General features: G+C 40.7%; 20 protein-coding genes and 1 pseudogene. 16 read left to right on the forward strand and 5 right to left on the reverse strand.

Annotated elements, in window-relative coordinates:
* The first annotated feature begins 245 nt into the window (after positions 1-245).
* The 5 genes and pseudogenes from Q4592_RS10170 (at position 246) to Q4592_RS10190 (ending at position 7636) form a co-directional block, all read left to right on the forward strand.
* Positions 246-1181, forward strand: a pseudogene (locus tag Q4592_RS10170) (IS5 family transposase).
* A 222-nt stretch (positions 1182-1403) separates the two neighbouring features.
* Positions 1404-4601, forward strand: a complete 3198-nt coding sequence (locus Q4592_RS10175) for a hypothetical protein (protein WP_303512498.1) — start codon at positions 1404-1406, stop codon at positions 4599-4601.
* A 9-nt stretch (positions 4602-4610) separates the two neighbouring features.
* Complete coding sequence (locus tag Q4592_RS10180; RefSeq protein ID WP_303512500.1) at positions 4611-5066, forward strand: hypothetical protein; 456 nt, start codon at positions 4611-4613, stop codon at positions 5064-5066.
* Positions 5059-6252 (forward strand): hypothetical protein, encoded by a 1194-nt coding sequence (locus Q4592_RS10185; protein ID WP_303512503.1) that lies wholly within the window; start codon positions 5059-5061, stop codon positions 6250-6252. The genes Q4592_RS10180 and Q4592_RS10185 overlap by 8 nt, the downstream gene beginning before the upstream one ends.
* A 289-nt stretch (positions 6253-6541) precedes the next feature.
* Complete coding sequence (locus Q4592_RS10190; protein ID WP_303512505.1) at positions 6542-7636, forward strand: cell division protein FtsZ; 1095 nt, start codon at positions 6542-6544, stop codon at positions 7634-7636.
* Between the two features lie 330 nt (positions 7637-7966).
* Here the strand turns inward: Q4592_RS10190 and Q4592_RS10195 are convergent, their stop codons facing one another.
* Both Q4592_RS10195 and Q4592_RS10200 read right to left on the reverse strand, forming a co-directional pair.
* The gene (locus Q4592_RS10195) at positions 7967-9679 is read right to left on the reverse strand and encodes a tyrosine-type recombinase/integrase (RefSeq protein WP_303512508.1); all 1713 of its coding nucleotides are present in this window, start codon (positions 9677-9679) and stop codon (positions 7967-7969) included.
* Positions 9680-10012: 333 nt separating this feature from the next.
* Complete coding sequence (locus Q4592_RS10200) at positions 10013-11155, reverse strand: flagellar assembly protein T N-terminal domain-containing protein (protein ID WP_137675079.1); 1143 nt, start codon at positions 11153-11155, stop codon at positions 10013-10015.
* A 107-nt stretch (positions 11156-11262) separates the two neighbouring features.
* Between Q4592_RS10200 and Q4592_RS10205 the strand changes: the two genes are divergently transcribed.
* From Q4592_RS10205 to Q4592_RS10215, 3 genes are read left to right on the forward strand one after another with little or no spacing between them, the layout of a single operon-like run.
* Positions 11263-11847, forward strand: coding sequence for a FlgO family outer membrane protein (locus Q4592_RS10205; protein ID WP_303512513.1), 585 nt, complete (start codon positions 11263-11265; stop codon positions 11845-11847).
* Positions 11828-12304 carry an LPP20 family lipoprotein gene (locus tag Q4592_RS10210; protein ID WP_303512515.1) on the forward strand — a complete coding sequence of 159 codons (477 nt, stop codon included), beginning with the start codon at positions 11828-11830 and terminating at the stop codon, positions 12302-12304. The genes Q4592_RS10205 and Q4592_RS10210 overlap by 20 nt, the downstream gene beginning before the upstream one ends.
* A 58-nt stretch (positions 12305-12362) precedes the next feature.
* Positions 12363-13109, forward strand: a complete 747-nt coding sequence (locus Q4592_RS10215) for a FlgO family outer membrane protein (RefSeq protein WP_303512517.1) — start codon at positions 12363-12365, stop codon at positions 13107-13109.
* 174 nt (positions 13110-13283) lie between these two features.
* Here Q4592_RS10215 and flgN read toward each other — a convergent pair whose 3' ends face one another.
* From flgN to flgA, 3 genes are all read right to left on the reverse strand, one after another.
* Positions 13284-13703 (reverse strand): flagellar export chaperone FlgN, encoded by a 420-nt coding sequence (gene flgN, locus Q4592_RS10220; protein WP_137675075.1) that lies wholly within the window; start codon positions 13701-13703, stop codon positions 13284-13286.
* Between the two features lie 7 nt (positions 13704-13710).
* Positions 13711-14034, reverse strand: a complete 324-nt coding sequence (gene flgM, locus Q4592_RS10225; protein ID WP_303512520.1) for a flagellar biosynthesis anti-sigma factor FlgM — start codon at positions 14032-14034, stop codon at positions 13711-13713.
* Positions 14035-14111: 77 nt separating this feature from the next.
* Entirely contained in the window at positions 14112-14792 is a 681-nt protein-coding gene (flgA, locus tag Q4592_RS10230; protein ID WP_303512522.1) for a flagellar basal body P-ring formation chaperone FlgA, read from the reverse strand.
* A gap of 168 nt (positions 14793-14960) precedes the next feature.
* On the opposite strand from flgA, the gene Q4592_RS10235 reads away from it, so the two are divergent.
* The 8 genes from Q4592_RS10235 (at position 14961) to flgG (ending at position 21473) form a co-directional block, all read left to right on the forward strand.
* Positions 14961-15872, forward strand: coding sequence for a chemotaxis protein CheV (locus Q4592_RS10235; protein WP_137675072.1), 912 nt, complete (start codon positions 14961-14963; stop codon positions 15870-15872).
* A 17-nt stretch (positions 15873-15889) separates the two neighbouring features.
* Entirely contained in the window at positions 15890-16714 is an 825-nt protein-coding gene (locus Q4592_RS10240) for a protein-glutamate O-methyltransferase CheR (RefSeq protein ID WP_137675071.1), read from the forward strand.
* 181 nt (positions 16715-16895) lie between these two features.
* Positions 16896-17294, forward strand: a complete 399-nt coding sequence (flgB, locus tag Q4592_RS10245; RefSeq protein WP_137675070.1) for a flagellar basal body rod protein FlgB — start codon at positions 16896-16898, stop codon at positions 17292-17294.
* On the forward strand, positions 17294-17713 hold the full coding sequence (gene flgC, locus Q4592_RS10250; RefSeq protein WP_137675069.1) for a flagellar basal body rod protein FlgC: 420 nt from the start codon (positions 17294-17296) through the stop codon (positions 17711-17713). Before flgB ends, flgC begins: the two co-directional genes overlap by 1 nt.
* Positions 17714-17723: 10 nt before the next feature.
* Positions 17724-18395: a flagellar hook assembly protein FlgD gene (locus tag Q4592_RS10255; protein ID WP_137675068.1), complete on the forward strand. Its 672-nt coding sequence runs from the start codon at positions 17724-17726 to the stop codon at positions 18393-18395.
* Positions 18396-18427: 32 nt separating this feature from the next.
* On the forward strand, positions 18428-19765 hold the full coding sequence (flgE, locus tag Q4592_RS10260; RefSeq protein WP_303512531.1) for a flagellar hook protein FlgE: 1338 nt from the start codon (positions 18428-18430) through the stop codon (positions 19763-19765).
* Positions 19766-19921: 156 nt separating this feature from the next.
* Complete coding sequence (locus Q4592_RS10265; RefSeq protein WP_137675066.1) at positions 19922-20668, forward strand: flagellar basal body rod protein FlgF; 747 nt, start codon at positions 19922-19924, stop codon at positions 20666-20668.
* 16 nt (positions 20669-20684) lie between these two features.
* Entirely contained in the window at positions 20685-21473 is a 789-nt protein-coding gene (gene flgG, locus Q4592_RS10270; RefSeq protein WP_137675065.1) for a flagellar basal-body rod protein FlgG, read from the forward strand.
* Position 21474: the final 1 nt, after the last annotated feature.

Below are 21474 nucleotides of genomic sequence, written 5' to 3' on the forward strand. Positions count from 1 at the left end.
GTTCTCTGACTGCTATGAGGTGCTAGCAGTTTCAGATCCCACAGTTCTCTGACTGCTATGAGGTGCTAGCAGTTTCAAATCCCACAGTTCTCTGACTGCTATGAGGTGCTAGTAGTATCAAATCCCACAGTTCTCTGACTGCTATGAGGTGCTAGCAGTTTCAAATCCCACAGTTCTCTGACTGGGCGTTGTTTCCTAAATCAGATTGAACTAACTCAGCAGTTGCGGATCTGATCAGTATTGATATCTGTCGGGTCAACAAACATGGGCAAAGCGAAAGGCAAATCACCAACTGGCGTGAATACAACAACGCACTGAAGCAGCGTGGCTCATTAACCTTCTGGATGGATGAACAAGCCATAGAGCAGTGGAATAACACTGAGCGCAGTGGCCGTCGAGGGCGCAGCCAAACTTACAGTGACACCGCTATCTCTACTGCGCTAATGATTAAGGGCGTGTTCAAACTGCCTCTTCGTGCTCTCGAAGGCTTTATAAATTCGCTGTTTCGTCTGCTCAAGGTGGACTTAAAATCACCCGACTACAGCTGTATCAGCAAACGAGCGAAGACAGTTGAAGTCGACTATCGCCTACCTAGCCAAGGCCAAGCGGCTCACCTTGTTATTGATTCCACTGGCCTAAAAGTGTTTGGCGAAGGTGAATGGAAGGTGCGTAAACACGGTGCAGAGAAACGTCGAGTGTGGCGCAAATTGCATATGGCAGTTGATGCTGCGACTCACCAGATAGTCAGCGCAGAAGTTTCCATGGACTGGGTGCACGATAGTGAAGTGTTGCCCACTCTATTACGACCGCTACGACGTAAGGTGAAAGCGGTAAGTGCAGATGGTGCCTATGACACCCGCAAGAGCTATAAAGAAGTCCTGCGTAAGCAGGCTATAGCACTAATTCCACCGCGTAAGAATGCAGGAATGTGGGAGCCGGGGCACCCTCGAAATATAGTTGTGAAGGCCTTAAAGCAAGGTGAGTTGTAGAACTGGAAGCGCGACAATGCTTACCATCTTCGTTCGTTATCAGAGACAGCAATGTATCGCTTCAAACAGCTGCTTAATGACAAGTTGAGTCTACGTTGTTACAACGCCCAAGTTGGCGAAATAATGGCCGGAGTATGTGCGTTGAACAAAATGAGCAGGCTAGGTATGCCTGCTCGTCAGTTGGCTGGGTAATCTGGTGGAAGCCTTGGGATTACTGCCTTCGTCGCTCTTTCAATTGATCAACAAGGCCAGCCACCAGCTTAAAAGTTAGATATAGAAAGGGCTCGATTGAATTGAGCCTTTCTTTATTGATAAATCTATCTATAACTCTAAGTGCTAGATCATCAACGCATTGATTTCATTGATAATGGGTTGCTGATAAACTCATGTTATACGGAATTAAAATGAGAGATTATGATGGGAAGAAGAAGTGATAATGGCCAGATTTATACAGGCATCAAGAGAATAAAAACTATCGGTCGTATCAGTGACTTTCCTAAAGCAATAAGCACTATTAATTCGAAGTTAGGTGGTTTTTTTCATTATGTACCAAATAGATTAATAGATGTAGATAATGTGGTTCTTATATCTAGAGATAATTTGTTTAAAGAACTTGTATGGCAATGTAACGTAATTGAAAGTAAAAAGGACATTATACATAAATATATTTACTTAAAGTCTTTATATTCAAATGCATTGTTGAAAGGAGATTTTTATCGAGCCTTAGATATTCTAAATGAAGTTGAAACTAAATGTGGTTGGTCAGTCTGGCTAATTGAAGCAAAGTTTTTTTGCTTACAGCAGGTAGATGGACTCGAAGGAAACAAAAAGTTTTTAGAAAAAATATATTTAGATAGAAATGTTTCAGATGAATTCGACCTTATTTATTACTTGTCATTTCTCATAAGTGAGAGGAATGAGGATGGATGCCATGTTGGCGAGTTCCACTACAGGGTAAGTAAGGTTCTTGAAAGCGTTGAAGATGATAAGTTTTCAAATTATTTAAATTCCATTGTTGGATATTTTGTTTTTAACAATATCAATAAAGATATCTCATCTAACGATTTTATATTAAACGTTGGAACCCTCCCTTCAATTGATGTATATGAATCGATATTAAGGCTATTGATTGAATTTCAAGGTGATTTAGATGAGAGTCAAACTAGATTACCAATTAGAATTCTATTAAACATAAATGACAAAAGAATAAAACGAATAGCAAAATTATATGGGATGTTAGATGATGACTTTTGGGATGAAGTAGAAAGTTTCAATAATAACAACCTTATGCTACCACAAGTTTATAACCAACTAATAATGCTTGGTTATGATGTCGAAGTGCAAGGTAAGTATATTTCTAGATACCATCAAGCCGTAAGGAATATTGTAGAGCAAAATGATGGATTTAATGATTCAGAAAATTTTCTATCTCAGTTTTCTTTCAATTTCAAACATATTGATGAGATCTATTCATTATTGTGTATGATAAGAGTTTTTCTCAATGTTAGCGAAGTCAATATCGTTAAAAATCTTGCTGGTATATATGGTAGATTAATGTCGAATGAGTCTATTTATACTCACATGCTAACATTTATAAAAGATGATTTTCTGGCAGATAAAATAGAAAAAATTTCTTATCTTGAGAAAACTCAGAATCAGATTGATCTTAACCTACCAATAGAAAATATAGACGTTATAGACCTTTCTAACTATACATTAAGTCACTCACTGGTAATAAATTTCCATGCTCTAATGGGTAAAGGAAATACTTCTGAAGCGTTCAGGTTGTTTGTTGATTCCTATATGTTAAATGAAAATGTTAGTAGGATATTTAAGTTAAATAACTTCATTAAAGATAAAAAATGGACTTTTTATAAAGATCTTGACTCGTATGTTGATGCGGCAATTGTCCTAGAAGCGTATGGTGATTTTATTCATGATGAAAAACAGTTATTTAATTTGAAAGCATGTTGGCGATCATTTATGAATGAGGTGAATGTCGTTTATCCGTCAGAACTAACTCCTGAGCACTTTAACGGAAATGTAAATAAATATATATTTTTTTTAGACAAGATATGTGTACCTGAGATCATAAGTAGTGCTGCAAATATTTATAATAGTGAAAGAGAAATAAAACTCGAGCGTATAGCTATATGTAATAAGCTTCTAGACCACAAACTAGATATAGAAGTAATCGAAGAAAGAGATAGTCTTGAACGAAGTATAGCCATTTTAGATGGACTAAATGAAGTAGAGATTGCAGGTTTAACTGTAGATCAAGAAAGGTTTAAAATTGTTGCGAAAAACAAGCATCGCAATGATTTTAATAGATATAAATCTTTTGTTGAGCTTATGTTGAACAGAAAGCTGAATAGGGGTTTAGAGGAAGAAAAAGGTTCTTCTGAGCACGCACTAATTACTAAGCCGATGGATGAAGGCGACATTATTTTAATAAAACTGATCCATGACTTAGGTGATATGTTTCTAAAAAATCAGGAGTTTGGGTTAGACTATTACTTGAGTATGCGGATAAGGCATGGCCGATTGATCGGTGTGTCTCGAGGAGCGTTAGAAAGGCGAAAACTTGTAACAAAATACTCAGAACAGCAAGGTAAATACTTAGATAATGAGTATTGGCATGATAAATATAAAGACCTGTTTGATTTTGAATCACTGAAGGAACTTAATAATCTATTGTCCGAATTTTCTGGTAAATTTGATAACCTAATCAAGGATTTTAAGGATAACCAGATTCAGGTAAGGTCAGATGATAAGCCTCATGGTATTTTTTCAATACAAATAACACAAGGTGGACTAGATATCCTGAAGGGAACAATAAAGCCAGATACAACCATGGATGACTTTTTAAGGAATATTGTTGAATATTTCTTAATACTAGTTGAGCATTCTTCTAAAGAAGTTAAAACATATATAGAATCATTTTTGAAGAATAAGATTAATTATGAGATATTTAACTTACAGTCTTCGGTTGATGCACTTATTAAAAGAAATAATTGTTATGTAAACCCAATGAGCTCCGAAATAGCTAGTGCAAGGACTGAATTGAATAAGACGCTGGATGACATATCTGGTTGGTTTGATATGTCAAGTGAAGATCAAACATCAATCAGAATGTACACGATGGAAGATGTTGTTGAGATCTCCTTAGCTAGAACGAAAAGAATATATCAAGAGTTTATTCCCAATATAGATAGTGAAATAAGAGTTACGGGATTGAAGTTTCATAGCAGCGCATTGGCTTTATTAGTTGATGCGTTTATTATAGTTTTTTCTAATATATTTGTCCATGGTAGAGAGTGTGAGCCAACTATAAAAATATTGTTTAATAGACCATGCCGTATTAATTCAAAAGCAATAAAAATAAATGTGGTTGTAAAAAATGAGATTGATGAGAAGTTTGTTGATTATGAAAAGTTGAATAAAATCAAAGGTGAAATAGCTTCTAATCAACTGAAGTCTAGACAAGAGGGAGGGTCAGGATTTCACAAGTTAGCAGCTATGCCTATTATATCTGAAGCTAATGATATGGATTTTGGATATGTCGATGGTGAGTTTTATGTGGATTTAACTTTAAGTTTGGAAATTATTTAAGGAACTATAATGAACTTTCTAATTGTCGAAGATGACGAGTATAAGAAAAATAAAATTGTAGATTGTGTCACTGAGGCTTTCGATAAAACAGAGTTTAAACATGCTAAGTCTGTTAATTCAGCTGTCGTGTTTTTAGAAGATCTTGAACCTAATTTTATTGTATTACTTGATATGTCCCTTCCTACATATGATTTGGATGCATCTTCCGGAGGTCGTCCACAAGGCTTTGGTGGCATTGAAATATTGAGGAATATGGAGTTTTTTGATTTATCCAACAAAGTTATAGTAATCACTCAGTATGAAAGTATTCCCATTGGCAATAAAGAAGTAGATTTAGAACAAATTAGAGATGACTTGAAGACCGAATTTGAAGGGTTATTTCATGAGCTGATTCATTTTAATGTAGTATCAGACGCATGGAAAAAAAGTTTAATAGATTCAATTACAGAGCTAAGTGATGATTAATATAATAATAGTAGATGACAGTGATGATAAAATAGAAGCCATATTATCTGGTTTACCTGAATCTATTAGGGATAGTGTTGATATTGCAAAGTCAAAATCTTCAGCGCAAAAAGCCTTTGCTAAAAAAACGTATGATGTGGCTTTTGTAGATCTAGCGCTTCCAAGGTACGACGATGGAGAACCATTGCCAAACGAAGGAGCTAATTTGGTTCAGGAAATCAATGAATTTGATTGGTTTAAGTCACCAAAAAAAATCTTGGCAATAACCCAACACTCTGAGCTGGAGAGCGAGTATTCAGAGCTATTGAAGAAATTTGGCGTCACATTGCATCATCATGACGGAACAGGAAATATTGCTGATATAGTAAAATATCAGTACGAAACTATAGCAAAGGTAAATCAACAGTTAGATTATAATTATGACGTTTTGATTGTCGTTGCACTTGATGAAGAAGCAAAGCCTATACTTAGTGATGAGCGTTTTAACTGGTCTAGACAAAATATTTTAGGCTTGGAAGATGTTAACATTAGGTTAAGTTATTTGCCTGTAAATAAGGACAAGAAAAAAGTTGCTCTAGTCATTTTGCCTAGAATGGGCTTGGTTAGTAGCGCTATTACTACGTCTAGAGTAGTTAATGAAATTAGACCTCGTTATGTACTTATGCCTGGAATCTGTGCTGGCGTTGAGGGTGAAGTAAAATTAGGGGATATAATTGTAGCTAATCCATCGTGGGAATGGCAGACAGGTAAATTGAAAGGGGATAGTTTTGCTATCGAACCTTATCAGATAGCTGTTAATCAGGCTATGGTTGGACGATTTGAAGAAATGTTAGATACTTCAATTTTGGATGAACTATGGAAAAACACTGACAATAACAGACCTGAGTGCAAGCCAACCTGTCATTTCGGTCCAATGGTTTCAGGCTCTTCTGTGATTGCAAATACTGAAAAAATATCAGAACTAAAGGAGCAACATAGAAAACTCATTGGGATTGAAATGGAAATTTTTGGGGTTTACGCCGCATGTACACAATCAAACGTAAATCCCGATTTTATTGGCTTTAAATCTGTATGTGACTATGGGAATGAACAGAAAGCTGACAACTACCATAGCTATTGTTCAGAGATCAGCGGAAAGTTATGTGCAAACTTTGTAGAGTTTGTTTTGGAAGCTGACAGTGAATGAAAGGAATCAATGGGATCAGATGTGCTAGCCAAAATTTTGTTTAGTTGAGATGAACTGCTTGCCATCAGAAGAGCAAATTACTGAAATGTTTTTCCGGAGGCTTGCTGCTAGTACGGTCACTCACCAGTGCTCCGTAACGAGTAGCAACCTCGTATTACGTTAACGAAAGTAAGCCGACTTTTCCCTAAAATAGTTAGTAAAACTCCAAAGTGGAGGCCAAATTAAATGCTCCACTTAAATTGTAGCCTTCAGCATACTGGTCCCGTTAATAGCAGAATCGGGATAACGGATGTTCGAGATAATGGGTCAAGAAGGCAACACCCCCACAGTAAGTGTTATCGGTGTTGGAGGTTGTGGTTGTAATGCTTTGGCGTTACTGGAACCTGGCCAGAATGCGACTATTCAACTTTATAACGTCAATACAGACGCAGCAGCCTTAGCGCACTGTAATCAAGGTGAATCGGTGCTAATTGGCAAAGAGCTTACCAATGGCTACGGGGCCGGTGCAGATCCTGATGTGGGTAAACAAGCCGCTGAAGAAAGCAAATCGACCCTGAGAGCAATAATAGAATCAGCAGATGTTGTGCTACTCACCACTGGTCTAGGGGGAGGCACTGGCACGGGAAGTACCCCTGTGTTGGCCAAGCTAGCAGATGAGTTGGGTAAGCCTTGTATCGTCGTTGCTACGTTACCCTTTGCATCAGAAGGCCAGATGCGCACTAACTACGCGCAACAAGGAATCGAAAGGATGTATGAAACTGAGTGCTCTTTGGTGACTTTTCCAAATGACAATTTGATTCAAGCATTAGGCGCAACGGTTGGTATCTTTGATGCGTTTACCCACAGCAACGATATGCTAAAGCGCATCATCACTTCTTTAGTCCAAATGTTGACTGATATAGGCTACCTGAATATCGACCTCAATGACTTCAGCAAAGTGATGCGGTCCCCTGGTGAGGCTGTATTGGGCATAGGTCACTGTGAAGAGGAAGAGCACATAGATACAGCCTTAGAGCAGGCATTGTTTAACCCTCTCGTGAATAACGTTGATCTGAACACCGCTACGGGGGTGATTATCCAAGTGAACTGTAGAGAACAGATAACGTTGGGTAACTGGGAGAGGCTGACAGGAAACATTCGAGATAAAGTGAGTCCGCTTGCCATCATAGTATGTGGTATTGCTTCTGTGCCAGATCAGCAGTATGGGGTTGAGATACTGGTCATGGCAACAGGGGCACAGAGGTCACATAAGCACGAGTCAAGGGCGAACACAGCTCCTGCAACTCAATCCGAAGTAGAACATGTAGAATCGCAGGAATTGTCTTCGGACAACATCTTAGACATCCCAACGTTTTTATGTGAGCAAAGCGGTAAAGCAGATTAGATATGACTATTCTGAACTAGTCAGCTAGTACAACTCAAGAATCGGACTCAAGTCGCTCTGAAGCTGCTTTTGGCAAAGACGAGTTGGCTTCTATTTGATTTTTTGAAGTTTGGTAAGGTAAAGCCTTCACTTCACCTTACCAGTTGGCCCTGCTCCGCAGGGAAAGGGCCAGTCTATTCTTCGTTGTCATCGAGTGAGTCAAAGAACTCGTCGCCATCTATTAAATCCTCGTCGTCAATATCTTCAAAACGAGACTTAACAAACTCGAGCTTTTCTTCTTCTGTCATATCAAATCCAATGCAGCCCGCATGGGCAGCTGTTTGGTCACAACTACTGCATCATTAACCAGTCTTCGACTTCTTCGCCTAAAGCTGAACGTTCATGTTTTTTAGCTACAAATCCGACGAAATGCTGCCACTGGGATGTATAAAGTTGACCGGGGGCAGGGAGTTTTTTGCCGTTCTTAAACATGTTAAACAGTTTTAAAACTGGCTTCGGCATGAATTCCTCATTTGCTTCTACTACATCTACACTTACTGCTGTTTGGATGGTAGTTACTTCTACTTTTCTATCAATAGATTTTAAAGATCGATCTTGCTGAACGGCTTCCATCGCAGCAAATCTCTCTTCATCATTGTTCTTCACATAGTGGTTATGTGCAGTTTCTATACTGTCTCCCAGAATCTCAGCAGCTTTAGAAATGCCAAATTTGCGTTCAACACGGCGAGCGAATGTATGTCGAACGTCATAGAGTCGACCTCTTTGATTTAGTATTGGCTGCAATGATTGCCAAACTGGCCTATATATAGCTTCAGTTGAATGATTGTTTCGCTTGAGGCTTGGGAACATATGTCCGAACTGATTCTTGAAATGATAAAGGTTTAGATAGATTTTGAGATACTTCCAGTACGTGTCGTTATCGATTTTTAGCTTGCGCTCTCCATCATTTTTGCTGATGTGCGCAGGTATGAATAAAGTTCTAGCTTTTACGTCGAAGTTTTCAGTGTAATTTCTATACACCTCTGAATTTCTAGCCCCACACAGGATCATTGTGGCAATTACTATTTTTCCTGCCAATGAGCCCTTAATGTCTTCGCGTTGAAAAATATGATCAATAACTTCTTCAAAGACATAATCGTAATCAACATCAGATCTGAACTTTGAGCGTGGGAAACGGCCAATTTCTCCATCAATTGGATTCTTAGCGATATAGCCGCGATTAGCACACATATTGAACATCGCATTGAAGATGGTGTACTTCTTACGTCTTGTTTCACTGTTGTTAGTGGATTTTGGTTTCTGGGTTTCGGGATCAATCACAGGATTTTTAGTTTCAGGATCGATAACAATCAAAGAGTCCCAATAGTCGACAAATTCCTGAACCCACTCTTTTTTTACATCTTTGATTTTGCGGTCAACCCAAAGCGGAAAGCCCTGAATGATTTGCTTTATAGCACCTTTTTGTAGTTTTTTCCGTTTGCCACTCTTTAAGTTGTAGTTCTCTCGATCTTTTGCATACAGTGTGGTGACGTAATCGCGAATCGTCATGTCTCCGACTTCGCGAGCTTCTGCTGTTTGAACTGACAGCTCGTCATACAGCTTGTTGAATTCTTTCCTTGCATCAACAGTTGTCAGATAACCTGCTGGTGGTCTGCTTCCTTTGCCGCCTCGCTCTCTGGGTTGCCAGACGGCAATCTTTCTACATGCGCCAGGAGTATCTTTCGTTCTTCTGGTTTTTATGTAGAAGGCTTTCTCTTTATGTGTGATGCGTAAAAGCAAATACGCATTAGCTGCGCTGCATTCATCGTCAATTAGTTCAACAAAAATTTGAGTGTTTTTAGGTGGCTCTGTAAGCAGTGGTATTTTTGCTATGAGCTTGTCAGAAAAGGCCACGCGCTTTACCTTTTTCTGCTTAGTCAAATCCACTGGATTGCAAGCGAGTGGATTACCAAGCAAAACTGGAAGGTTAAACTCATCTTTATCAACAAACTCAACGAGTGCTTTAGAGTTAAAATCGGGTATGAATTTTGAGCGTTTTACCACTTTGCCGAAAACCTCTTTGTAGACCAATTTAGTACATCTCATAGTACCATAGTACGTGTAATAGTACTTTTTTAAAGGTTGGGTTTTATTTTTTATTACTAATATATGGTCAGGCAATAATCAGAAGGTTTCTTTAGTTTCTGATAAATAAAGAAATAATTAGCTAGTGCTAATTAATAGTATTAGCAAATATTTATAACTTTTTAGAATATGTCGCCCTTAGGAGGTCCTTGTTCTATCCAGCTGAACTAAGGGGACGTAACAATCCTTGCTGCTAATCTAGTAGCAAGGTTTGTTATTATACTCAGCTTTAACTTGATGAAAAGCAAAGCTTTACTGTTTGCTCACTAAGTCACCAAGCTGAATGTTAGCTACCATTGTTGGGTCTAGCGCCACCACAATGGCACTGTCCTGATATACCTGCTCAATTTGTACCATGCTGTCGGCCACAATTTGCTCTTGTCGCGGGATATCCCAATTGCCCCAGTGGTAATTTTGATGAATTAAATTAAGCAGCATACCCTTATTTAGCTGATTGGCTTTGCCTAAGTTAATTTGCCAACGATCTGGGCCTAATACTTTCACTACGCTACCTTGCAAGGGTTGACAAGCGAGTAGGGCGTCTACTTCAGAAATAGCTTGCTGCAAAGTGCTGTTTAAGGTTTGCCCGTAAGCTGATAACCAAAATTCGGCGGAGTAGGGAGAAATCACTTCTCTGGCATCAAACTCCCAAGGGGCATTTACTGAGAATCGTTTGTTATAAATCTCTTCTAAGTCGATGGCGTTATACACTCGCACATTCATTACAAAGTAACGTTGCGGGTAAGATAAATTAATAAACTTGGGCTTATGTTCTTGGTCTAAAGATATGTTTTCAATTTCTAAACCGAGTAAGTATTGAGCGCCATAGCGATCAGCCACGTCTTTAATGCCTTTAAAATTGTGCTCGCCAGGTTTGTAATAGTTAAGGGGCAGTTTAGGCGGATGTTTTACGTTGAACTGAGTACCCACTTCGCGTGCTATATCGTAAGCGCGCTGTTCAACTGCGGGTGAGATTTCGTGTAATTGTCCCACTCTTACTTGGTGTTGTTGCTTTAGGAAAGGGGGTAATAGCAACATGTTTTTACTGTAGCCACTGGCTTTGCACTGACTAGCCGCTGGAAATACATCGGCTTGCAAAATGACATAGTACTGCTGGCCGTGGTTGCCTTCTTCTAATACTTTTAAGTTATGTAACGAGCCTTTAGACACTACTTCAATTTGATCGAGAGTTAAGCGACCACCATTTACTTGGCTTACGCTTGTTACCGATGCGCCTGAGTACAATAGCAATTGCTTCACTGCGTCTTGTGTAGCCACGCTTTTAGCTTGTTCCATGTCGTTGTTCACGATGGTTGCTTGGCCTTTGGCCTCGTACCATACCGCGTGAGTTGACAGGCTAATTAGCATGCCAATATAAAAAATGAACTGTTTCATAAGGCCCTCCTGCTCACTAACTAGCAATAACTATACCTAAAGATAAACGTTATTTTTTTGACTGGAATGGTTATTGCTTGGTAAGGCGTAAGTCGGAGGAGATTGATATGCGTTTTACGACATTAATTATTTTGCTAGTTACGCTTCAAGGATGCAATACCAGCTTACATCATGTTTCAAATTATCCTTATGTTGAGCCTAGAGAGCAACAGGATGCTGCTTTATATGTACATGTAGATAACCTTTCTCGGCAACTAACCGACAATTTAGATCTTACCGAAAGCGATTCAGTGGCCGTTAGCACGGTAGTTGATTTAGATGACTTACAGTCCAGTGATAGTTTTGGGCGGCAAGTGGCCGAGGCAATGTTTGCCGCTTTGTCTAGAGAAGGGGTGAATATGGTAGAGCCACGTTTAACTGGCCGTCTACAAATGGACCCTGGTTATGGCGAGTTTTCCTTGTCGCGTGACGCTGAATTACTGCGCAAAGAAATGGAAATTACTTACGTAGTGGTGGGGAGTTTCCAGCGCACTACATCAGGCCGGCACGTTAATATGCGTTTAGTCGAACTCTCTAGCCAAGAGGTGGTATCGGCGGCCTATCAATTTGTACCAAACATAGCGGGGGCAACCTCGCCTCGAGTGACTAGCGTTAATGGGAGCTTGGAGCGTCATGAACAATCTGTACTTTAGATCTTGGTTTTTAAGTTTATCCGTTTTACTGCTTTTAGCATGTACTCCAACCACTCAAGTGAAAAAAGTTGAGTGGACGTACGAGCCACCAGGCGACTTCACTGTGGTGAACGCAGTAGGCTACGCGCCCATCAGCCAACAGCGAGGAGCCGATTTGTCTTCTAAGCAGTTGCGGGCAATGAAAGCCTCTAAGTTGGATGCTTATCGTGAGCTGTCTGAACAAGTATATGGACAGCACATTGATAGCACGGCGACGGTAAGCGATATGGTGTTAGGGAACGAGCGTTTAGCCGCTTCGGTAGCGGGCGTTATTCGCGGCGCTAAAGTGATGAGTGCTTATGCTGTAGATGATGTGTATGTTACTGAATTGCAATTAGATTTTAGAGAGGTATATCGAGTGACCATGTCTATGTCGCCAACGCGTCACTTAGAGAGTCAAAAAACCGTTCAATTTTAGTAAAGATTTTACCTTTTAGGCCGATACTTTAAGCGTAATAGACGATTAAGGAAGCGACATGAAAGGTATTAGCTTGGTAGCGTTAGCTACTTCGATGTTGATGGGGTGCTCAAGCTCCCCGTCGATGCAAAAAGTGGTGGTGTACGATGGTTCTAAACATCACGCCCCACATACTCATAACTCCCATTATCAAGAGGGAGTGATTGATGAAAATGGCCAGCTGTTTTTAAGTGGTAGCCAAAGCCGCTCATTAACACCGCCCGCGCCAGAAATGCACGATCCAAATGTACAGCGCTCACTTACTGACTATGTAAACCTAATGTCACAGCGCTTGGTATCTAGCTCACACTTTGTTAATGCTGAAACGCCGATTGGCGTAGCGTCGTTTGTTCCTTTAGATAATCTTAAAACCACAGATCTTTTTGGTATGCAGCTAGCCGAAAGCTTTGTTTATGAAATGCAGCAAAGTGGCTTTTCAGTGATTGATTATAAAACTACCGGTTTTATTCGCATCACACCAGAAGGTGATTTTGTGTATAGCCGCAACGTTAAAGAGCTATCTAAGCGTTTACCTATAGAATATTTGCTAGTGGGTACCTTTAGTAAATCTAATGAAGGTATTTTAGTTAATGCTCGAATTGTTGGTGCGCAATCAAAAGTAGTGGTTGCTTCAGCGCAAGAGTTAATTCCTAACGAAGTTTACCAAAGTAAGGTTCCCGTTCCGGTTAAACGTGACGGAGTGATGATTATAGAGTCTCGCACTCAAGCGAATAAAACTAAAATGCCAATGGGGGAGAGAGGCTAAGTTTACCCTACGTCTATTACACTACTTAAAACCTCAAACATGTTTGGGGTTTTATTGTATTTAGCCATCGATAATACTAAACATTTTACTATTCAGCTTAAGGCTGTAAATTCAGAAAGTGGTGAGGGGAGTCTCATTGGGTAGAGCGGAAGATCAATCAAAAGGCTTAAGTCGTTAAGCTTTAAAACCTTTACCCATGCGTTGTGAGCTATGTTTTTTGCCTAGCTTATCGTAGGTAGATGCATTTTGATTTTGGAGTTGACCAATTACTGCGCTGAGTTGGCGTACTTTTTCGTTACTGGCTTGAATAATCTCACCATTTAGCGCGTTTTGTTGCTGGCATTGCTGCAGCAATAGTTTAACTGTATCCACTTGCTTACTTAAAGTTAAGTCAGTTTTAAGTTGAGATTTTTCAGCTGACGCTTCAAGTTCTGCATCTGCTTTAGATATCTCTGCTAGGGCCTGCTCTTTTTGTTCTGCAACGGCAAAAAGAGCAATAGTATCGTCTTGTTCAAGCGCGACCTTTTCTTGCTCTAAAAGAGAAAGCAGCAAGGTAAGTTGCTGCTCTTGAGTATTCAGTAGGGCTGTAATCATTGCCTAATTACCCAAGTGTTTTGTTAAACTCGCTTTCGAAATCACCCATTTTTTGAGCAACTTTATTAGCATCAACTTGGTAAGTACCGTCGGCTACAGCTTGCTTAATAGATTCCAGCTTTGAGCTTCTGCTGTCTGAATCGTTGAGCAAATTCTGCTGAATACGGTTTAGTTGTTGTGCTTCGTTAGTAAGCATAACTGAATCCTGGGCTGCAGCAGAACCAGCGGGTGAACGTTGTTCAGCGCTTTCTTTAGTGCCTTTATCAGCGACTCTATTTGAGTCTACTTGACTAGGACGGTTTCCACCTAAGTTGTTAATGTTTAAAGCCATAATGGCGCCCCACAGTTAATCAATTTTTCGTATTCAATAAAGCTATCGGCTTACCTTTGTAGAACTTTAGAAAAAAATTAAAGTTTTACGTCAACAATTCCTAATGCTTTTACTCGGCCGGTGACAAGTCGCTGAGATTGGTTATTTCTAACCTTAATGGTATCACCGATACTACCACTAGATAAAGCCGTGCCCTGAGTTGTAACATTCAGTCCACCAGCATTGGCAGAAATGGTTACTGCTTCACCTTTACATACTATGCAAATATCGCGCCCAGTTATAATTTGGTCTTTTCTTAATGCTCGCCTTAGTTTAGCACCTAGTAAGGGCTCTAGGTCGGTAAAGTAACTGCCGCGTAAACGGTTCTCCGGTAAAAAGTCTAAGCTCACTTGGGAATGGTTTAGCGCTGCGCCTTCTTGTATTGGTGTTGCAGCAACGACCACCGCCAGCAGAACTTGTTTTCTAACGGGAATGTATAAACGCCAGTTAGCATGTTCTTCGCAACTGACCAAAACACTGGTGTTTCTGCGGACTTCACCATTGGCAAGGCTGTACTCATAACCTTTAGTGCATTCAGGAATAGCAACCCGTTCATCAAGTTGATTGGCACTAAGCTCAATTTTTTGACTATGGTCATGATTGATTTGTGAACGAACGAATTCTACTGCCTCTGTTTCGAGCTGCGAATGCAGTTCGCTTGTGTGAGCAGTAAGACTAAAACAAAATAATAACAGTGGAGCAGCAATTTTTATCAACATTTCCTATATGATACCGATAAAGCAAAGTAACAATTGGCTTTTTTGTCTATGCTTAACAAGTTGATGCTAAGTCATTGGGCGTCAAAATTACGACAAACAAGCTAGATTGAGCGATAGTATACAGGGGTTAAGCAAAGTTGATGCCCCTTTCTAAGGAGTGATAAGTATATGGCGGGTATTTTAGATTCGGTAAACCAGCGTACGCAGTTAGTAGGGCAGAATCGCCTCGAATTGTTGTTATTTAGGTTAAATGGGTCTCAGCGCTATGGTATTAACGTTTTTAAAGTAAAAGAAGTATTGCAGTGTCCGCCTCTAACCGCGCTACCTAAACTAAATCCAGTTATTCGTGGTGTCGCGCACATTCGCGGTAAAACTATTTCAGTTATTGACCTTAGCTCTGCAACTGGTGGCCGACCTATTGAAGATGTAAGCAAGTGCTTCATTATTATTTCAGAGTATAACCGTTCAGTTCAGGGCTTCTTAGTAGGCTCGGTTGAACGTATTGTTAACATGAACTGGGAAGATATTTTACCCCCACCAAAAGGTGCTGGTAAATTTAACTATCTAACAGCGGTGACTGAGGTAGAAAAAGAGTTAGTCTCTATTCTTGATGTAGAGAAAATTCTTGATGAAATCTCGCCCGTTGATACTACGGTGAGTAAAGAAATTGTTGAAGAAGCCGCAGCCAACGTTCGAATAGATAAAAAAGTACTGGTGGTTGACGATTCGTCAGTGGCCCGTAACCAGGTAAAACGTGCGGTAACATCTTTAGGTGTTGAAGCATTGTTATGTCAAGATGGGCGAGAAGCCTTAGAGTTGCTAGCAACAATGGCTAAAGACGGGCCTATTACCGATCAAATCGCTTTGGTGATTTCTGATATTGAAATGCCTGAAATGGACGGATACACCTTAACCGCTGAAGTGCGTTCTCATCCAGATCTGAAAGATTTACATATTATTTTGCATACGTCTTTAAGTGGCGTATTTAACCAAGCAATGGTAAATAAAGTTGGGGCCAATGCTTTTATTGCTAAATTTAACCCCGATGAGTTAGCAGCTGCTGTTCGTCAATCTTTATAGAGAGTGTGGATGCATTTGTGAGAACTATAACAGATGATGTATACAAGCAATTTTGTGGCTTTTTAGAAAAGCAGTGCGGAATTGTACTAGGTGACAATAAACAGTATTTAGTGAAAAGTCGTTTGTCACCGCTAATGTCTCAGTATTCGGCAGAAAGTCTTACCGAATTGGTTCAAAAGGCCATGAGTTTACGTGAACGTGATTTACGTGCTGCTGTCGTAGATGCAATGACGACAAACGAAACCTTATGGTTTCGCGATACCTATCCGTTCCAGCTTTTATCCGATAGATTGTTACCTGAGTTTCAAAAACAAACTCGTCCGGTAAAAATTTGGTCAGCAGCCAGCTCATCAGGTCAAGAACCTTATTCGATAATGATGACGTCACTTGAGTACCAAGCAAAACGTCCAGGTGCTTTGCCTATGGGAATTCAAGTGGTGGGTACTGATATCTCACCTTCTATGCTTGAACACTGTAAACGCGGAGAATACGATTCATTAGCCCTCGCTCGTGGTTTATCCCCAGAACGAAAACGCCAATTTTTTGAAGCGACTACCGATGGTAGTTTTCGGGTGAATGACAAAGTACGTAAAAATGTTAGCTTTAGACCCTTAAACCTGCTTGATAGTTATGCGCTAATGGGGAAATTTGACATTATTTTCTGCCGTAATGTACTTATTTACTTTAACGCAGATGTGAAGTCGAAAATTCTTAATCAGTTTGCTCAGGCGTTAAATCCAAATGGTTATTTGATGCTTGGCGCTTCTGAATCAATCACGGGCTTAACCGACCGATTTAATATGTTACGTTGCAACCCAGGCATCGTTTACCAATTAAAGTAAAAAATAGATAGCGGCAGTAAAGGGCAATAGTTGCCGCTTTACTTGCCGTCAAACAATCAGCACTCCTTACCTTTCGCTGGTTGAAGTAACTAAGTCCTTTAGTTAACTGAATTAAAAGTGTCAAAAAAACTCTGGCATAGCTTTTGCAAAATAATTTTTGTGAAAGTGTTTAGAGGTGTATATGGCAATTACTTTTGATAAAGCATTAGGTGTTCATCAGCATACCGTGGGAGTGAGAGCTCGCCGTTCTGAAGTGATCGCAAGTAATATTGCTAACGCAGATACACCTAACTATAAAGCACGAGACTTAGATTTTAATAAAGCATTCGCTGCCGCTAAAAGTAAGCAAAGTGGCGGAATGCAGTTAACCAACGAACGCCATATTGGTGGCGGAAATAGCCAGTTCTCTGAATTGGGTTTCCAAATTCCGGACCAGCCTGATACGGGCGATGGCAATACTGTTGATGTACAAAAAGAAAAAGCAGCTTTTATGCAGAATGGCTTGGAATACCAAGCGGGCATTGGCTTTCTATCTAGCAAGTTTAGTGGTTTACGTAATGCAATTAAGGGAGGTCAATAATGAGCTTTTTTAATGTTTTTGATGTTACTGCTTCGGCAATGAAAGCGCAGTCGGTACGTTTAAATACCACAGCCAGCAACTTAGCCAATGCCGACAGTATCAGTTCAAGCATCGATCAAACTTATCGAGCGAGAAAACCTGTATTTGCGGCTGAGTTTACTAAAGCCACTCAATTTCAAGGTGACTCTGCTCAGGTTAAGGTGGCTGGAATTGTTGAATCCGATGCGCCTTTGCGCAAGGAATACTATCCAGAGCACCCAATGGCGAACGAAGAAGGTTATATTTTTAAACCTAACGTTAATGTGATTGAAGAAATGGCCGATATGATGAGCGCTTCACGCTCCTATCAAGCAAATGTTCAAGTTACTGAAGCAGCCAAACAAATGCTAAATAGCACACTTAATCTGGGTAAAAGTTAAGGAGTAGCACGTGTCTACTATTGATCCACTACAGAGTAATTATTGGCAGCCGGAATCAGTGGTTCCTGAAAGCAACAATAATCAGTCCTTAGGGCAAGAAGATTTCTTCTCGCTATTAACGACCCAGTTGCAATATCAGGACCCAAGTAAGCCGGTCGACAATGCCGAAATGATTGCCCAAATGGCATCTTTTCAAACCTCAGAAGGTATTGCCGAACTGGGCACCAAGTTCGACACAATGAATTCAATCATGAATTCATCTGCTGCACTTCAAGCATCCACCTTAGTGGGGCAGAAAGTGTTGGTACCTTTAGATTATGGCCATAACGGTGGTAATGGATTTGAAGGTGTAGCCGTTACTGGTGCAGCGACCACTAATGTAAAAGTTTCTGTCGAGAACGCAGCCGGTGAAGTGGTGAAAGTTATCGATTTAGGAGAGGGAAGCGGCAACATGCCATTCTCTTGGGATGGCACCGATTCTAATGGGAATGCGATGCCTGAAGGTAAGTACAACATTAAGGTTAATGGTGTTCAAGGCGGTCAAGAGATCAGTTTACCCACTGCAACCTATGCAAGCGTTGGTAGCGTGAGCTTAGCAGGTGGTACATCTGGCGTAATCGTCAATTTAGAAGGCTTGGGTGGTATCGCGATGAGCGATGTACTTGAAGTTGCCAAAGCCTAACAAAGAATAGTAAAACGATAGGAGATTGAGAGATGTCATTTAATATCGCTCTGAGCGGCATCAATGCCTCGCAAAAGGATCTTGACGTAACAGCGAACAACATTGCTAACGTCAACACCATTGGTTTTAAAGAGTCTCGTGCAGAATTTGCCGATGTGTATGCAACATCGATTTTTGCTAACGCTCGAACTGCAGTTGGTAATGGTGTAAAAACCGTGGATGTTGCGCAGCAATTCCACCAAGGTAGTCTTAACTTTACCCAAAACGCCTTAGATTTGGCGATTAGTGGTGAAGGCTTCTTTGTTACGGCTTCAGATTTAACCACCCAAACTCGTGAGTTCACCCGGGCAGGTGCATTTAAGCTTAATGCAGATAACTTTATTGTTAACTCGCAAGGCCAATACTTACAAGGCTACACGGTTAACAACAGTGGTACGCCTTCAGCAGTGAGTATGGCAGCAACCAAAGCCATTCAAATTAGTGCTGAAGTCGGTAACCCTACGATGACCAGCCAAGTGGATATGAGCTTTAACTTGCCATCTAGTGGTACCACTCATGATGTTGGTGACTTTGACCCATCAGACAGTAATACCTATACCTCGGCAACGTCGGTAACGGTATATGACTCTCAAGGTGGTTCACACGTCGCCGAAACCTTCTTTATTAAAGATGCAACCACGGCAAATACTTGGCACAAGTTAATCTATATTGATGGTCAGCCGACTGACGTTGATGGCGGTACTGCTAATACGCCAAATGCCGGTAACGCTAACCCAACCATTCCAGCCTCTGCGACCTTAACTTTTGATAATACTGGTGCGTTAGCCTCTACTACGCCCGCAATTATTCAAACAGTTGCTCTGGGCACGGCTCCACCAAGTGGTCCTGGTGGTGTATGGGATCCAGTGACTGGTTCAGTTGACCCAACTCAAGTGATTAACTTCAACTTAAATGGTCCAACTCAATACAACTCTGCTTTTGAAGTATCAGCCCTGTCTCAAGATGGTTCTACTGTTGGTAAATTGACAGGTATTGATATCGGCCCTGATGGCTTAGTTGTAGCGTCTTATAGTAATGGTGAAACAACCAATATCTCTAAAGTATCGGTGGCGAACTTTGCTAACAACCAAGGTTTAGCACAAATTGGTGATACTGCTTGGCAGCAAACCCAGTTAAGTGGCGAGGCCATTGCGGGTGAAGGTAATACTGGTACTTTTGGTAAAATTAACTCCGCTTCTTTAGAGCAAGCGAACGTTAACCTTACTGAACAACTGGTTAACTTAATTAGTGCGCAACGTAACTTCCAAGCTAACTCTCGAGCCTTAGAAGTTAACTCAACACTGCAGCAAACCATTATCCAAATTCGTTAATCAATGAAATGGGTAATGACAAAAAGGCAGCATCAGCTGCCTTTTTAATTGCTTGATTTATATAACCTTTCCTCACTAATGCTTACCTGCGTTTTTCTTTGGCATCATATTTGCTGTTATTTCCTTTGAGTCAGCTAATTGACGAAGGAAATAGAAATGGACCAATTACTCTACATATCGATGACCGGTGCAAAACAAAATATGCATTCGATCGCGGTACGCGGAAACAACCTAGCAAATGCTAACACTACAGGCTTTAAAGCTGATCTAGAGAATGCTCGCTCAATGCAAGCCTTTGGACCAGGCATGCCGTCTCGTGTATTTGCCATGACCGAACGTCCCACCCAAAACTTTACCGATGGATTACTAAAAACCACCGGCAGAGATTTAGATGTGGCGATTAAAGGCGAAGGTTGGATTTCGGTTCAAGATAAAGATGGTACAGAAGCGTTATCGCGTAACGGTAATTTCACAGTGTCTGCTGCGGGTGTATTACAAACCATGCAAGGGCAAGCTGTGTTAGGCAACCAAGATGCGCCCATCATTATTCCTTTACCTGTTGAGAAGCTAGAGATTAATGAAGATGGCACTATCCAAATTCGCCCAGAAGGCGCACCAGCTGATGCCTTAGAAGAAATTAATAGAATTAAACTAAGTAAGCCGTTCGCCGGTGATTTAACCAAAGGTGATGACGGACTATTTAGATCAACCATTGGTCAAGCATTTCAACCCGATGCAACGGTTGAGCTCACCAAGGGCGCATTGGAGGGTAGTAATGTGAACCCAGTGCAAGAAATGACACATATGATCAGCATGCAACGTCAATTTGAAATGCAAATTAAAATGATGAAAACCGCTGAAGAAAACGAAAAAGCAACCAACAGCTTGTTGCGATTAAGCTAGGAATAAGGAGCGTACTATGCATCCCGCATTATGGATAAGTAAAACTGGCTTAGATGCCCAACAAACAAACGTTTCGGTTATCTCTAATAACCTCGCTAACGCCAGCACTATTGGTTACAAAAAAAGCCGCGCGGTATTTGAAGATTTGTTGTATCAAACCATTAATCAGCCGGGTGGTCGTTCATCTCAAAACACCAATATGCCTTCTGGTTTAATGATTGGAGCCGGTGCCAAAGTTATTGCCACCCAAAAGAACCACGATCAAGGTAACGTGCAAACCACTGATAATGCCTTTGATTTAATGGTAGATGGTCGCGGCTTTTTTGAAATTTTAATGCCAGACGGTACCACTGCATATACGCGTAACGGCCAATTTGGTCTTAACGACGAAGGGACCATTGTAACCCCCGGTGCGGGCTACCCATTACAGCCAGAAATTCAAGTTCCTGAAGATGCCCAAAGCTTTACCGTAGGTGAAGACGGCGAGGTGAGTGTTCGCTTACCAGGGCAAACCGACAACCAAGTTATTGGTCAAATTACGATTACCGACTTTGTTAACCCATCGGGCTTAGAGCCGCGTGGTCAAAACTTATATCTTGAAACTGGCGCGAGTGGAGCACCACAAAATGGTATCGCATCAGAGAACGGCTTAGGCGCAATTCGCCAAGGCTCGTTAGAAACCTCAAACGTTAACGTAACCGAAGAATTAGTTAATTTGATTGAAGCTCAACGTGTTTATGAGATGAACTCTAAAGTTATCTCAACCGTAGACCAAATGTTGACCTTCGCTACACAACAACTGTAGA

Origin of the sequence: Agarivorans sp. 1_MG-2023 (assembly GCF_030548385.1) — a bacterium.
Classification (GTDB): domain Bacteria; phylum Pseudomonadota; class Gammaproteobacteria; order Enterobacterales; family Celerinatantimonadaceae; genus Agarivorans.

Excerpts from the sequence above, each read along its gene's own strand:
- Q4592_RS10175 (WP_303512498.1), top strand. The coding sequence starts at position 1,404 with ATGATGGGAAGAAGAAGTGATAATGGCCAGATTTATACAGGCATCAAG.
- Q4592_RS10180 (WP_303512500.1), top strand. The coding sequence starts at position 4,611 with ATGAACTTTCTAATTGTCGAAGATGACGAGTATAAGAAAAATAAAATT.
- Q4592_RS10185 (WP_303512503.1), top strand. The coding sequence starts at position 5,059 with ATGATTAATATAATAATAGTAGATGACAGTGATGATAAAATAGAAGCC.
- Q4592_RS10190 (WP_303512505.1), top strand. The coding sequence starts at position 6,542 with ATGTTCGAGATAATGGGTCAAGAAGGCAACACCCCCACAGTAAGTGTT.
- Q4592_RS10200 (WP_137675079.1), bottom strand. The coding sequence starts at position 11,155 with ATGAAACAGTTCATTTTTTATATTGGCATGCTAATTAGCCTGTCAACT.
- Q4592_RS10205 (WP_303512513.1), top strand. The coding sequence starts at position 11,263 with ATGCGTTTTACGACATTAATTATTTTGCTAGTTACGCTTCAAGGATGC.
- Q4592_RS10210 (WP_303512515.1), top strand. The coding sequence starts at position 11,828 with ATGAACAATCTGTACTTTAGATCTTGGTTTTTAAGTTTATCCGTTTTA.
- Q4592_RS10215 (WP_303512517.1), top strand. The coding sequence starts at position 12,363 with ATGAAAGGTATTAGCTTGGTAGCGTTAGCTACTTCGATGTTGATGGGG.
- flgN (WP_137675075.1), bottom strand. The coding sequence starts at position 13,703 with ATGATTACAGCCCTACTGAATACTCAAGAGCAGCAACTTACCTTGCTG.
- flgM (WP_303512520.1), bottom strand. The coding sequence starts at position 14,034 with ATGGCTTTAAACATTAACAACTTAGGTGGAAACCGTCCTAGTCAAGTA.
- flgA (WP_303512522.1), bottom strand. The coding sequence starts at position 14,792 with ATGTTGATAAAAATTGCTGCTCCACTGTTATTATTTTGTTTTAGTCTT.
- Q4592_RS10235 (WP_137675072.1), top strand. The coding sequence starts at position 14,961 with ATGGCGGGTATTTTAGATTCGGTAAACCAGCGTACGCAGTTAGTAGGG.
- flgB (WP_137675070.1), top strand. The coding sequence starts at position 16,896 with ATGGCAATTACTTTTGATAAAGCATTAGGTGTTCATCAGCATACCGTG.
- flgC (WP_137675069.1), top strand. The coding sequence starts at position 17,294 with ATGAGCTTTTTTAATGTTTTTGATGTTACTGCTTCGGCAATGAAAGCG.
- flgE (WP_303512531.1), top strand. The coding sequence starts at position 18,428 with ATGTCATTTAATATCGCTCTGAGCGGCATCAATGCCTCGCAAAAGGAT.
- Q4592_RS10265 (WP_137675066.1), top strand. The coding sequence starts at position 19,922 with ATGGACCAATTACTCTACATATCGATGACCGGTGCAAAACAAAATATG.
- flgG (WP_137675065.1), top strand. The coding sequence starts at position 20,685 with ATGCATCCCGCATTATGGATAAGTAAAACTGGCTTAGATGCCCAACAA.